This window comes from Psychrobacillus sp. OK028 (assembly GCF_900103605.1).
Lineage (GTDB): Bacteria > Bacillota > Bacilli > Bacillales_A > Planococcaceae > Psychrobacillus.
Map to the genome: position 1 here is coordinate 19,066 of NZ_FNHY01000005.1, position 12,916 is coordinate 31,981.

At 37.6% G+C, this 12,916-nt stretch carries 13 protein-coding genes; 6 read left to right on the forward strand and 7 right to left on the reverse strand.

Features of this window, described 5'->3' with window-relative positions; all coding sequences use genetic code 11:
• The 4 genes from BLR36_RS09765 to BLR36_RS09780 all read right to left on the reverse strand — a co-directional run bounded on the left by BLR36_RS09765 (position 1) and on the right by BLR36_RS09780 (position 2,603).
• Positions 1-1,083, reverse strand: a complete 1,083-nt coding sequence (locus tag BLR36_RS09765; RefSeq protein WP_093061561.1) for a D-alanine--D-alanine ligase — start codon at positions 1,081-1,083, stop codon at positions 1-3.
• Between the two features lie 66 nt (positions 1,084-1,149).
• Positions 1,150-1,464, reverse strand: a complete 315-nt coding sequence (locus tag BLR36_RS09770) for a DMT family transporter (protein ID WP_093061562.1) — start codon at positions 1,462-1,464, stop codon at positions 1,150-1,152.
• The gene (gene sugE / locus BLR36_RS09775; protein WP_093061563.1) at positions 1,464-1,799 is read right to left on the reverse strand and encodes a quaternary ammonium compound efflux SMR transporter SugE; all 336 of its coding nucleotides are present in this window, start codon (positions 1,797-1,799) and stop codon (positions 1,464-1,466) included. The genes BLR36_RS09770 and sugE overlap by 1 nt, the downstream gene beginning before the upstream one ends.
• 60 nt (positions 1,800-1,859) lie before the next feature.
• Positions 1,860-2,603 carry a hypothetical protein gene (locus tag BLR36_RS09780; RefSeq protein WP_254771367.1) on the reverse strand — a complete coding sequence of 248 codons (744 nt, stop codon included), beginning with the start codon at positions 2,601-2,603 and terminating at the stop codon, positions 1,860-1,862.
• A 154-nt stretch (positions 2,604-2,757) separates the two neighbouring features.
• Here BLR36_RS09780 and BLR36_RS09785 point away from each other — a divergent pair, with 154 nt between their 5' ends.
• A complete protein-coding gene (locus tag BLR36_RS09785; RefSeq protein WP_093061564.1) occupies positions 2,758-3,939 on the forward strand; it encodes an FtsW/RodA/SpoVE family cell cycle protein in 1,182 nt (393 codons plus the stop codon).
• Positions 3,940-4,392: 453 nt separating this feature from the next.
• Here BLR36_RS09785 and BLR36_RS18815 read toward each other — a convergent pair whose 3' ends face one another.
• A complete protein-coding gene (locus BLR36_RS18815) occupies positions 4,393-4,530 on the reverse strand; it encodes an Lmo0850 family protein (protein WP_175454036.1) in 138 nt (45 codons plus the stop codon).
• Positions 4,531-4,704: 174 nt separating this feature from the next.
• Here BLR36_RS18815 and BLR36_RS09790 point away from each other — a divergent pair, with 174 nt between their 5' ends.
• Both BLR36_RS09790 and BLR36_RS09795 read left to right on the forward strand, forming a co-directional pair.
• Positions 4,705-5,118 (forward strand): CBS domain-containing protein, encoded by a 414-nt coding sequence (locus BLR36_RS09790; protein WP_093061565.1) that lies wholly within the window; start codon positions 4,705-4,707, stop codon positions 5,116-5,118.
• 180 nt (positions 5,119-5,298) lie between these two features.
• On the forward strand, positions 5,299-6,462 hold the full coding sequence (locus BLR36_RS09795) for an MFS transporter (protein WP_093061566.1): 1,164 nt from the start codon (positions 5,299-5,301) through the stop codon (positions 6,460-6,462).
• A 518-nt stretch (positions 6,463-6,980) separates the two neighbouring features.
• On the opposite strand, the gene BLR36_RS09800 is transcribed toward BLR36_RS09795, so the two are convergent.
• Positions 6,981-8,276: an MFS transporter gene (locus BLR36_RS09800; protein WP_093061567.1), complete on the reverse strand. Its 1,296-nt coding sequence runs from the start codon at positions 8,274-8,276 to the stop codon at positions 6,981-6,983.
• Positions 8,277-8,403: 127 nt separating this feature from the next.
• On the opposite strand from BLR36_RS09800, the gene BLR36_RS09805 reads away from it, so the two are divergent.
• From BLR36_RS09805 to BLR36_RS09815, 3 genes are read left to right on the forward strand one after another with little or no spacing between them, the layout of a single operon-like run.
• Entirely contained in the window at positions 8,404-9,633 is a 1,230-nt protein-coding gene (locus BLR36_RS09805) for a helix-turn-helix domain-containing protein (RefSeq protein WP_093061568.1), read from the forward strand.
• Positions 9,634-9,644: 11 nt separating this feature from the next.
• Positions 9,645-10,538: a hypothetical protein gene (locus BLR36_RS09810; protein ID WP_093061569.1), complete on the forward strand. Its 894-nt coding sequence runs from the start codon at positions 9,645-9,647 to the stop codon at positions 10,536-10,538.
• The gene (locus tag BLR36_RS09815) at positions 10,535-11,098 is read left to right on the forward strand and encodes a hypothetical protein (RefSeq protein WP_093061570.1); all 564 of its coding nucleotides are present in this window, start codon (positions 10,535-10,537) and stop codon (positions 11,096-11,098) included. Before BLR36_RS09810 ends, BLR36_RS09815 begins: the two co-directional genes overlap by 4 nt.
• A gap of 245 nt (positions 11,099-11,343) precedes the next feature.
• On the opposite strand, the gene BLR36_RS09820 is transcribed toward BLR36_RS09815, so the two are convergent.
• Positions 11,344-12,903, reverse strand: coding sequence for a GNAT family N-acetyltransferase (locus tag BLR36_RS09820; protein ID WP_093061571.1), 1,560 nt, complete (start codon positions 12,901-12,903; stop codon positions 11,344-11,346).
• Between the last annotated feature and the right edge of the window lie 13 nt (positions 12,904-12,916).

The window sequence follows — 12,916 nt, forward strand, 5'->3', positions numbered from 1 at the left end:
TCACTTCCCGTCTTTCGAGTGTTCAAGCATTTGCTTTTCTTCGTGGCGTTCGATTGCCAGACGAATAAGTTCTTCTATTAAACCTGGATATGATAGTCCAGATTCCATCCATAGCTTTGGATACATACTGATTGGTGTAAAGCCTGGCATTGTATTTACTTCATTGATAATAACTTCTTCTTGATCCGTTACAAAAAAGTCTGCCCGAACAAGTCCTGAACAATCCAATATTTTAAACGCACGAATAGCTGCATCCTCTAATTTCGCTTGAAGCTCTGTAGAAACTTCCGCAGGAATTGCATAATTTGTCGTACCATCCTCATATTTTGCTTCGTAGTCATAGAAATCCTTTGTCGGTAGTACCTCTCCTGCAACAGAGCATCTTGGTTCATCATTTCCAAGAACGCTCATTTCAATTTCACGTGCCACAATTCCTTGCTCCACAATAATTTTCCGATCATATTTGAAGGCATATGCTATCGCTTTAATAAGTTCTTCTCGATTTGTAACTCTACTAATCCCTACGCTAGAACCTAGATTCGCAGGCTTTACAAATAATGGCCATTGTAAGTTTTCTTCTATTTTTTGAAGCAAAGCATCCTGATTCTTTTGCCACTCTTTACTAATGAAATAAACATAAGGAACTTGAGATAAGCCGGCTTGTGCAAATAATTGCTTCATCACCACTTTATCCATTCCTGCAGCAGACGCCAATACACCATTACCTACATACGGTAAATTCAATACTTCAAGCAATCCTTGTACCGTTCCATCTTCCCCGTTAGGTCCGTGCAGAAGAGGGAAAATCACATCCAGTTGAGTTGTATCGTCCCCTTGTTTCGCCAAAAAACTAGTAATCGTATTTGGATTTGATATTTCGTTGCCGAACTGTAGAGATTCGAGGGACTCTACTGGTGCCGTTAACTGACCTTCTTTTCTCCATTCACCTGTTTTAGTGATGAAAATTGGATATACTTCATATTTATCAAAATCGATCGCTTGAGAAACTGCCCTTGCCGTTAATAGCGACACTTCATGCTCTGCAGATTTCCCACCGTATAATAAGCCTACTTTAATTTTCATTGGTTCAATTACCTCCATGTTTTGGATACTATTAGTTTATCACGGACAGCCTCAATAGTTGAGCATTTATCCGAACAACTTAAGACCTACTACTCCCATAATAATACAACTTAAAAAGAACAATTTTTTTCTACTTTTTTTCTCTTGAAATATATACATACCCATCAGAACACTTCCTGCAGCTCCAATTCCTGTCCATACCGCATAACCAGTACCGACTGCTATTTCTTTTAAGGCAAGAGATAACAAGAAAAAGCTTAATGAAGCTGAAATGACGGTGAGAATTGTAAATTTTATATTTTTGAAGCCGTTTGAGAGCTTCATACTAATAACAAATGCTACTTCAAATACACCAGCAATTACTAATAAAAACCACTCCATTAGCTATTCGCCTCCTCTTCATCGTCGACTAATTTGAGACCGATAATCCCAAAAAGTAAGACTAATAAAAAGAATACTTTTCCAACGCTAACTGATTCCTCAAACCAAAATATCCCTACGATAGCCGTGCCTGCAGCACCAATCCCTGTGAATATAGCATATGCAGTACCAATCGGAATCGTCTTCATCGCTTGGGCAAAGAGGAAAAAGCTCACGATTAAAAATACAATCGTTATGATAGATGGGACGAGCTCTGTGAAGCCGTGAGCCTCCTTTAGGCCAATTGCCCATACTATTTCCGTCAATCCCGCTATTATTAATAATATCCAGGCCATTATTACACCCCATTACCTAATAAACGCCTCTGCTATTTCCACGTAGCAAAAGCGTTCTATTTATACTTCTATCAAGACATCTGCTGGCTTAGACATATATAACTTTAAATCCTCTAACACTTCATCTGGGAAAATATTCTCCGGGAGAATACGAATTTCAATCCCATAATTAGATTTATCTGTTTTGTACAAAGACATTAACACACCATCTTCAAATAGTTCGTTATGTGCTGTAACCTTTTCTGCAGACAATCTTGGTAATACAATATTATTCTTTTTACGCCAAAAAGCTGTAGATTTAGATTTTTCACCAATCAACTGAGTAAAGACATTCGCAACTAAATGATCGAAGTCATCCGCATCTCGGAAATAGATTTTTGTTATTTTCTCACCCTCGTCTGTTAAATAGACAAATCTATTTTGTAGGTGATGATAAAACGGTGAGCGAATCGCTTCTTTTTTATGTGCTATGTATAGTAGCTCTGCTTGTTCTTGTGGAGTAAGCATATTCAATTTACGTTCATCTTCAAAATCCATGAAGCATAGTTCAAAGGGTTTTTCCACATAGCCTTTTATAAAATGGTTATATTGCTCCGGAACGATAAATTCTAGCTGCGTATGCATATTAAACGATGCATCATCATAACAATGTTTGAGTAATAAAAGAGCTGACAAGTCAGAGAAATTTCTTATAAACTGTTGAACCGTAATCCCGCTGAATAGAGCAAAGTGCTCTACTTCATTAACGTGAACATATATATGAGTTAAATACTCATCTGTATCCCTAACTTCTTTTTTTGCCACTAAGATCACTCCTTTATCTGTTCCTAATAATAGCACGATTTTTACAAGGAAACATCTTTATTCCCTCTCACGTCTCTATTAAACCAACAAGCAAAAAAATTCAATATACGCTATAATAAGTGAATGAAATTCGAAGGAAATTTAGGTGACTTACATGGAGAACAAAAAAGGCTTTGCTGATCGTTTCGATTGGACACTTGCTTTTATTTTATTATTATTTCTAATTATTAGCTTATTTGCTATTTCTTCTGCACAAACAACTGGACAATATGGGATAAATTTTATACCTAAACAGCTTGTTTGGTATATTATTGGCTCTATTATTATTGGGTTTGTCATGTTTTTTGAACCAGAACAATATAAAAAGTTATCTTGGTATATTTACGGTATTGGAGTATTTTTACTGATTGTGCTTTTCTTACTTCCTGATAGTTTAGCTTTAGTAAAACCAATGAATGGGGCAAAGAGTTGGTTTCACTTACCTATAGGTGATATTCAGCCTGCCGAATTTATGAAAACTTTTTATATACTGGGACTTGCCCGATTAATCACCATGCATCATGAGAGAAACCTTATTAAAACAGTTAAGACCGATTTAATATTGCTAGCTAAAATGGGGGGAACATTAATTGTTCCACTCGCTTTTATCATGACACAGCCCGACCTCGGGACTTCGTTAGTATTCCTTGCAATTACTGTAGCCCTTATTATAGTTGCCGGGATTACATGGAAAATAATACTTCCGATCTTTTTAGGGGGTATAGGAATTGGCGCACTACTTTTATGGATGGCCGTCTATATGCAAGACTTTTTAGCTGACAACTTCGGCTTTAACCCTTACCAATTTGCGCGTATATATTCTTGGTTGGACCCTTATTCTTATGCTTCAGATGAAGGAATGCACTTAATCTCTTCATTAAATGCCATTGGCTCAGGGGAAATATTCGGTAAAGGCTATGGAGAACGTATAGTCTATGTTCCAGAAAATCATACCGACTTTATATTTGCTGTTATTGGTGAAGAGTATGGTTTCGTAGGAGCTAGTGTTGTAGTTAGCCTTTACTTCTTACTTATTTATCATTTGACGAAAATTACGCTGCAGTTAAAGGATGCGTATAGCACATATGTATGTGCAGGTATTATCGCAATGATCACATTCCATGTATTTGAAAATATCGGGATGACAATTCAGTTATTACCTATTACTGGTATACCTTTGCCGTTTATAAGCTACGGCGGTAGTTCGCTCATGGGGAATATGCTAGCTATTGGTTTAGTGTTTAGTATGAAGTTCCATCATCGAACGTATATGTTCGCAAAAAATGAAGACGACTGAGGCAAGGTGGACAAATGAGTAAAAAGCAATAAAATCCTCACAATGTTGATTTTCACTCCGGGGCGGACGCTTTCCGTGGGCACGGCTCGAGCCTGTAGTCTCTCACTCGTGCTTTCCCACTGGAGTCGCCGCCCTGCGCTTCAATCAACAATCTCCACTTTCAATATGGATAGTTTAATACAAGATCACATATCTATTCGTGTATTAGGTGATAAGTTTTTCTTATTCAATAAGATCACTACTAATTTAATCCCCGAAAATTTTTTAGTGTAGTACTACACAATATTTGATTGGAATGGAACGCAGCGACTCCAGCGGGATAAGCGATAGCCGTCGAGTAACGACAGGAGCATTGTTCCGTTTTGGTCCCGGTGATCACGGTATAAATACTTTCATATTAAAAAGAAGGTGACTCTATTCGTTTCTTAACGAAATTTAAGAGTCACCTTCTTTTTAGTTTTGCACATGAGGACTTTGTGCTGGTGGTGCTAAAGCTTTCAGTAGGTCAAGTCTAGATTTTGTCATTGTAACAGTAACACCCAGCTTTGAAAGATTACTTACAATTTTCTTCAAATCAACTTCTTTTGCCATTGAATGCACCTCGTCCTTCTATTTAATATTTACGATTTTCTTTTAAAAAAGTTCCTTTATTTAAACTAAATTCTCGGTTTTATTATACCACTTTTTACCTAAGTTGAATCTTTCAATTTTGTTACATATATTATCTACTTGTAAACCATGCTATTTCCTAAAGGAGTGAATGATTTGAATGTAAAAGATGTAATGAGTAAAGAAGTAGTAACTTGTAATCCACAGGATTATGTAAGTGAAGTGGCAGATCAAATGCGAACACTAGACATCGGCTGTTTGCCAGTTGTCAGTAACAAAAAATTAGTTGGAATGATTACGGATCGGGATATCGTGACAAGGTCGGTTGCCAAGGATATAAAGAGCAAAGTGGAGGATGTCATGACAAAGTCCGTAATTTCCGTCTCCCCTGAAGATTCCACATCCGATGCTTCTATCATTATGGCGCGCCATCAAGTTCGTCGACTTCCCGTAATGGATGATGGTAAACTCGTTGGCTTTGTCTCTTTAGCGGATCTAGCTTTTCCTTTTCCACATGTCCAAGAAATTTCTAGTGCTATGGAAAGTATATCCGAACCGCGGCAATTCTAAACATTCGAGCTATCCTAAATTAGGATGGCTTTTTACATTTATTTACCATAGGTTGCAAGTGTTTAGGTGATGTTTCACTCTGTTTCTGCTATCTTATATGATATCCTATTACATCGTGCCAAACTATTTAAAAACGTGTAATATAGAGTTCATAAGATTTGCAGAAAGCAGGTTCGAAGTATGAAAAAGGTTTTATTAATATTAATGTCTATCCAATTTTTAGTTTATCTTGGCTTTGGAATAATTATCCCAGTATTGCCAGAGGTAATATTAGAACAAAATTATAATGAAATTCACGTTGGCGGTCTATTGACAGTATACTCTTTAGCTTCTTTCTTCACTGCTCCATTATGGGGAATGCTATCTGATCGGATTGGGCGTAAAACACTTATTTTAGTTGGATTAGTAGGATTCTCTTTGAGCTTTTGGTTGTTTTCATTATTTTTTGATTCGTTATTTATGCTTTATCTGTCTCGTGTAGTTGGTGGATTATTTTCTGGAGCACTATACGCTGCAGTAACCGGATTTGCAGCGGATTTATCTAATGAAGAGAACCGCAATAAATATATGGGGTTTCTTGGCATGTCGATTGGTTTAGGGTTTATATTCGGTCCAGCAATCGGTGGTGTATTGGGACATATTGATTTGGCACTTCCTTTTACAGCTTCCGCGATTTTATTACTTGCAATTTTCGTGTATGCTTTAATCATTTTAAAGGAACCGGATCGCACTGGTGAAGCCAATAAACGAGCACTTCTACCGAAAGGAGCAGCTAGTTTATGGAGCTATCGTATTAAATATCTATTCTTATTTTCGTTCATGGTGACGTTTTTACTTGCTGGTCTTGAGGCTACGTTTCAGTTGTTCCAAATTGAAAGAATCGAAATTACTCCATTACAAATAGGATATTTGTTTATGTTCAGTGGATTTGTCGATGCAGCTATTCAAGGTGGAGTCGTGCGCCGCATTAAAAATGGCACAGAAACAAAATGGCTATTATATGCGCAAATTGCTACAGCGGTCGGATTATTCATGACTGTTTTCACGCAAAGTATTTTCTGGGCTGGACTGTCTCTCTGTGTGTTCACTGCAGGAAATGCACTAGCACGAACAACAATTGTCTCACTAACTACGAAAGAGTCTGGGGGACGCTATGGCACAGCTGCGGGGATGTCCTACTCGATGGATAACTTAGGTCGCATTATCGGTCCATTATTATTTGCTTGGTTATTTACAAAACAACCTGACAATATTTATATGCTTTCCGGGGTGCTTGCAGTTCTTTCTATAGGATTAATCTTCGCATACCGCAAGTCTACTAAATCTTTGAGGGCAGTTGCATAGACTTATTGCAAAAACGAGTGAGGGACAGAACCTATCTCAAAATCAAAAGCAGTCCAAATTTTAAGATAAGTAAAATTTGGACTGCTTCTTTTGTATTTCAGCTCCGCCGCCGTTGTTCTCCGTTACGGCGGACGCTTTCCTAGGGGCACGGCTCGAGCCTGTAGTCTCTCCCACGTGCTGTTCCCTTAGGAGTCGCCGCCTTCACTGCGAACAACTATTTCCCTCTCTATATCAAGCAAATCTCTACATAAATTCAAGTATAAAAAAGGACAACTTCTGTTAAAATTTAAGTATCCTACTACCAAATTCTAAACGAAAGAAGTGTCCCTCTGTTTAAAGATTATTACATGAATCAAATCATTTTACCTCTAGATTTAGCAGTTAAATTAGCAAAAAATGATATCGCACACGCGACTTCACTTTTTTCATTGATTGAGACTACTTCTGTCCCTGCCTCGTTTTTTTATGGATCAATCCTGCCTGTATAAGGTGGATGTTTCTCTTATAACCAAACCTAACTAGCTGTCTGTTTTCAAATACTCTACTCTTTTCTGTCCGAGCTCTGGATGTGCGGCTCTAACTACAGAAGGTCTTGCCAAAAATAGTGTTACTAATATTAGTAAAATACTAGAGACAATTAAAATACTTTGTGCTGGAAAAACATCGTATAAGAATCCAAACAACACCATTCCAAGCGGCATTAGAGCCATGGCGCACGTTTCTATTATTGAAAATACGCGTCCTTTATAATCGTCCTCTATCATTTTCTGCATCATTACCTGTATCGGAGTGTTCGTTACAATCATAGATACTCCAAAGAAAAACATTAATGCGAAATAAAATACAACGATTACTGTATAAGACATATTTATTAGTAACGGCAAAGCAACAGCTCCCATAAGAACTCCCATAACAACGATACCCCATTTAGATACTAAAAACGGATATTTCAATTCCTTACGGGTCGAAAAATAGATGGATAGCAGCAGCATCCCAACCGCAAATGCCCCTTCCGTAAAGCCAAAATGCTCTGGACTAACCTTTAACTTTTCAATGAGGATAAATGAGTAACCTACCATATAAGCCCCAAACAAAAAGTTGATAAATAGAGAAATCACTATCATCGTTTTCAAAATAGGCTGCTGCATTAAATAACGAAGACCCGCCTTCATGCTCTCTAGCATCGGTTCCTTCGGTTCTCCTTCTACTACTTCTTTTCGCTTCGCAAATAATTTGAAGTCCATCGTAGATTCCAAGAGAACAGCTATAATAGAAGCCACCATATACATAATTAGGAATACCGGCATAGACACCGCTCCGTAAAGAAGTCCTCCTACCGCAGGACTTCCAATCGCCGCAAACGAAATAGACATTTGGTTTAGAGACATTGCTTTTTGAATTCGTCCCTCGTCTACTAACCCAGTAATGGAGGAACTAAATGTTACTCCTGAAAATAACGAAGTTAACGATAAAATGACGGTCGTACTATAAATCGCAACTAATGACAGACCCGCTGTCAAACTAACAATTAGTAATCCCCCAACTGCAACAGTTGTAGCAATCTGTGATACGATGACAATCATTTTACGAGAATATTTGTCTGCAGCGTATCCTGCAAATGGTGCAACCAATGTCCTTGGTAAAATACTGCAAATCAAATTTAGCGCAAAACTGGATGCCGATCCTGTTAATTGTAAAATGTAAAAGCTAATTGCAAAGGCATACACCTGTGCACCAAAAGTGGAAACTAACTTACTGATTGTGAACGTCCACAAGTGATAGGTTGCTTTTTTAAGCTTTAATAATTCATCCATCTTTCCTGCTCCTTTGTTTTAAGAATAATCTAAAAGTTTAATTTCATTAAACAAATAATATCATATCCACCCTTTCAATTCAACAAAAAGTTTAATATAATTAAACTATATTAAAGAGGTGAAAAAATTGTCCACATTAGGCGAACGCATTCGAACATTGCGTAAACTACAAAAAATGACACTTGAAACGTTGGCAGGCACAGAGTTAACAAAGGGAATGCTCAGTTTAATAGAGAACAACAAAGCAAACCCCTCTATGGAAAGCTTAAACTATATCGCATCACAGTTAGGTGTGGAAGTAACTGAGTTACTGGAAGAAATAAGCGGACAAGAGATACGAGAGGTATTAGATCAAGCAGAATTACTTCTAAATACAAAGTATGAAGATCTTACGGATGAACGGGAACGTCTGATGAATTTAATTGAACCCTATATACCAAACCTGACTCAAGGGTATGAGGCAACGCGATTACTCGAAATATACGGAAGATGCTTAGCTTATACATCACCTGATCAGTCGGCCGCTCTTTTGAAAAAGGCGGCAATAATGTATGAAGATTTGCACTTGATAACAAAAAGCGCTGACATAGGAAGAAACCTTGCCATTATTCCATTTATGAGTCACGATTATGAGAATGCTTTAAGAATTTTGTTAGAGGAGCGAAAAAAACTAGAAGCTAACCCGTTATGGATAGATCCATTATCGCGAATCGATTACGACTATTTAGAGTCCGTACTTTATTTTGCTGTTGGTAAAAAAGAAGATGCAATTCGTGTAATGAACGAAGCGATTCAATATTGCAATGAGCAAAAAATATTTAAACAGATAGACAACCTATATAGATTGGCAGCTGCTCAAGCAATAATGGACGAGGATGAAAAGAGAAAAGATTATTATTTAAATAAATTGAAAGCCTACAGCGAATTTGCCGAAGATGACGATTCTTCCGCTTTCATCCATTTTGCTAATCTTCACTACTTAAATACGTATAAAAAAATGTATATAGAAGCAGATGCTTTATACAAACAATACTCTTTAGATCAAATTAACCTAAAAATATTTACTCCCTATTTCCAATTGGAAAGAGCCAAAACTTTATACGGGTTAGGAAAAGTTAAAGAAGCATTGGAGATATTCGAGGAGGTAAAAATTCCCGAAGTCACTCACCATCCGATCGATCTATCTATTTTCTATGAAAAGGATGCATATATTGCCTTATGCTACCTAGAGTTAGGTCAAATACAAACAGCAAAAAGGATGAGCAAGGTAGCGATGAGGAACGTCGAGGAAATGCCAGGAACACCATATAAAATATTTATCCAAAATACGTACGAACAAATAAGGAGACATTCATAGGGGGCGGATTATTGAAGAAGAATTGGTTTTTCGCAATATTAATCATCATCTCTATAAGCTGGATTGCTAATCTAATATATTTTGAACTCCATCAACTAAAAGAACCTGTCGTGTTAGATTCTTATATTGATATTCAATCTAATGAGTATACCAACTTTTCTTTATTTTATTTGACTAATAGAAGCGAAGTTGTGGAGTTAGAAACCCTAATTGCCGCAGGATATACCTATAGCAATGAACAAAATTTTTTTCCATGGTTTGGGAATACGACTGCTCAATCGTACAGACAGGAATTTACTCACCAATATTTAAAACAAGCAATTTTTACATTTGATGAGGAATCCTTGAAACAATTAGTAAAAGGGATCCAAGCCAATGAACTATACGCTCGATTTACAAATGGTCAGGTTGTACCTGTCCAAATGGAAGAACTGAATTTCGAACCTCCCCATAATGTAACAAATGTCATTTCGAGCAAAGCATCATTTGGAAGCAACCAAGGGATCCAAGGAAATATTCTTGAGGCAGCCGAAACTGTTAGGATGAGTGCAATTGACCTACCAGATTCACTATTGAATCAGTTAGAGCTCAAGGTGCAGTTACTATCCGACACCTCCTCCGACAGTGCAAATGTTGAAAAAATAATGAGCAAGAACTGGGACGATATTGCCGCTCCACTATACGATGACATAAAATGGCCTTTAGAAATTCAGAAGGGCGATTCGGTCGGCCTAATATTTCAAGTAAAAGATAGTGATTCTTATGTGAACATTGAAATTGATTGGTCTGGTAGTACAGAATCCGGAAAAGCCTTTACCCATACTTTCCCTGTACTAATTGAACCGAATCTTTCAAATCAGGATGTGGTTGATATCGTTCAAAAAGCAAGGGGTGAGCTTAGATGAGACAAGGATTCAAGCAACTCATTATTGGTTTTCTTTTTGTCTTTCTAAAAATACAAATTGTTGTAGATATTCTTCCAGATTTTATTGGCTACATCTTCATATACAACGGTATTAAGCAAATTGCAACCTTATCCTCTCAATCATATGAAAAGTTAAAAATACTATGTATTGTTTTAGCCATTATATCCGTGCCTAATTTCTTCTTGAACGAACAAATGATTCCACAATTCGAATGGCTCGTATACTATCCAAGCTTGCTAAGTCTATTCAAGATAGTGCTTGTTTATTACCTTTTTGTGTTATTACGTGTTGTTGTTAAATTACTTCCTACGGATGAAGCCCTAAATAGAACGAATCGCATGTTCACCTGGTATATGATCGTAACGCTAGGTACATCATTGACCCAATCTTTTTTGATGAACATTCCAATGGATATAAGTATGACATTAATGATTATCGTTATTGGTGCTTCTTTCATCATCGAGATTTCATTTCTTGTGTACTTACGTAATATACAAAAACAGTTCCCCAAAGATAATATGATAGAGAAATTTGTATAAGAAGATCGAACAGACGTTTTGCTATATGATTAAAAAGTTATTTTTTAGGGATGCTGATGGGTTGTGATGGACGTCACAACCAACCAGCATCCCTTTTTTCAGTAATCTTACAGCGTTTGTCTATCCGTCGCCATCCTACACCCCTTAGAAGCTCCAACTAACTATTAGTTGTGTTGGTAGATAGTAGCACCATTACTATTAGTTCATCAAATTTATTCTTTCCAAAGATTAACGGCACAATAACACTAGTCATGATACCTACGATAGTTGTCCAACCAATTCATGAACTTCATCCATGCGTCTTCGAAATCTGGTTGAATACAGGATACTTGTAGCAAGCCTTTTACGATTAGATAATCGCTTTTATAGTGAAGGTCGTAACCAGACATTCTTGCATCCTCCGCTAAGTAAGGAAATTTTTCCTCTTGCCATGTGAAGATCATCGGATAATGATTTTCTGCTAGCAATTCTATCCCATGCTTGGACACTTCCTCTTCAATAAATCGCATGCGACTATGCAACAAATTGTACCTTTCTCCATTTTCATAGGCCTTTAAAGCAACCTCTAAACTATGTAAAAACTGAGAGGGCATTGTAAATGGAATAGCATTATTAACGCTCAATCCTATATCTAAATAGGAAGGAATATTACTACTAGATGTAATTTCGGTGTTAGCAAATACAAAAGCTAACCCGCTCATAGTCCCAATAGCTTTCCCACTTACACCAGTGGCAAGATATACTCCTTCTAAGTTAAAGGGTAGTGCCCCAAATGAACTTACACAATCCAAACACAGCAATACATTGTAACGGTTACATAATAATTTCATTTCCTCCAGGCTATTTAACATCCCAGTAGACGTTTCACCATGTACCATTAAGAGCCAACTATAAGCACCTGTAGCAAGCTTTTCTTCGATTAGCGTTAGATTATAGGGGCTTCCCCATTCGAAAGAAGCAACATCAAAAGATAACTGCCAACGTTCTGCTTGTTTTTCCAACCGTTCACCAAAAGCACCATTCTTAACGATTAAGCCTCTCTCACCCAAAACGTATATCTGCGCTATCATCGCTTCATTGGCGAGCGTTCCACTACCTAATAGCAAGTGAACGTATGCCGCACCACTCATCGATAATAGGTTATCCTTCACTCGCTCTAACATGACCTCAAACTCATGTGTTCGATGGGACAATGGCGGAACTAAGAATGCTTGTTGTATGGCAACAGATTGTTGTACGGGCCCAGGATAAAAAGAATATCTCTTTTGTTTAAATCGAGATGCAACGGACTGATCGAAACGATCTCTAGTAAGTACCATTGGGATAAATTTTGCTTCCTCTGTACCTACTGGATCAGCGAACGGTTCAAAACCAAGCTGATTGTAGAGTTTCTGTTCCCGTACTGTTCCCGATATTACTGCCGCTCCATATCCATTTTCGTAAGCGTAATCGGATAGAGCGCGAGCTAAGTAATAAAACACTCGACCGTTTCGATGCGCCTTATCAACAGCCATTAATCGTACTTCGCATAACATTCCGTTTAATGCATCCTTTGGCAGAAATCCCTCCACCGGACCAAGCTTTAAATCTAAAGAAAAAGGACGGGCAGCTCGAAATGCTACCATTCCCGCAAGTTCTTGGTCCTTCAGGACAATGACATATACATTCTCATGATGAAACGCATCGACCCGCATCCCACTTGGATCCGGCTCGTGTTGTGGAATCTCCTCCACAAACGTTTCATAATTTAATCGCGCGATAGCTTCAAATTCTTTTTCTGTTCGTGCAATTTTACACCAATACATCCCTATCTCCCCT

Excerpts from the sequence above, each read along its gene's own strand:
- BLR36_RS09765 (WP_093061561.1), bottom strand. The coding sequence starts at position 1,083 with ATGAAAATTAAAGTAGGCTTATTATACGGTGGGAAATCTGCAGAGCAT.
- BLR36_RS09770 (WP_093061562.1), bottom strand. The coding sequence starts at position 1,464 with ATGGAGTGGTTTTTATTAGTAATTGCTGGTGTATTTGAAGTAGCATTT.
- sugE (WP_093061563.1), bottom strand. The coding sequence starts at position 1,799 with ATGGCCTGGATATTATTAATAATAGCGGGATTGACGGAAATAGTATGG.
- BLR36_RS09785 (WP_093061564.1), top strand. The coding sequence starts at position 2,758 with ATGGAGAACAAAAAAGGCTTTGCTGATCGTTTCGATTGGACACTTGCT.
- BLR36_RS18815 (WP_175454036.1), bottom strand. The coding sequence starts at position 4,530 with ATGGCAAAAGAAGTTGATTTGAAGAAAATTGTAAGTAATCTTTCAAAG.
- BLR36_RS09795 (WP_093061566.1), top strand. The coding sequence starts at position 5,299 with ATGAAAAAGGTTTTATTAATATTAATGTCTATCCAATTTTTAGTTTAT.
- BLR36_RS09800 (WP_093061567.1), bottom strand. The coding sequence starts at position 8,276 with ATGGATGAATTATTAAAGCTTAAAAAAGCAACCTATCACTTGTGGACG.
- BLR36_RS09815 (WP_093061570.1), top strand. The coding sequence starts at position 10,535 with ATGAGACAAGGATTCAAGCAACTCATTATTGGTTTTCTTTTTGTCTTT.
- BLR36_RS09820 (WP_093061571.1), bottom strand. The coding sequence starts at position 12,903 with ATGTATTGGTGTAAAATTGCACGAACAGAAAAAGAATTTGAAGCTATC.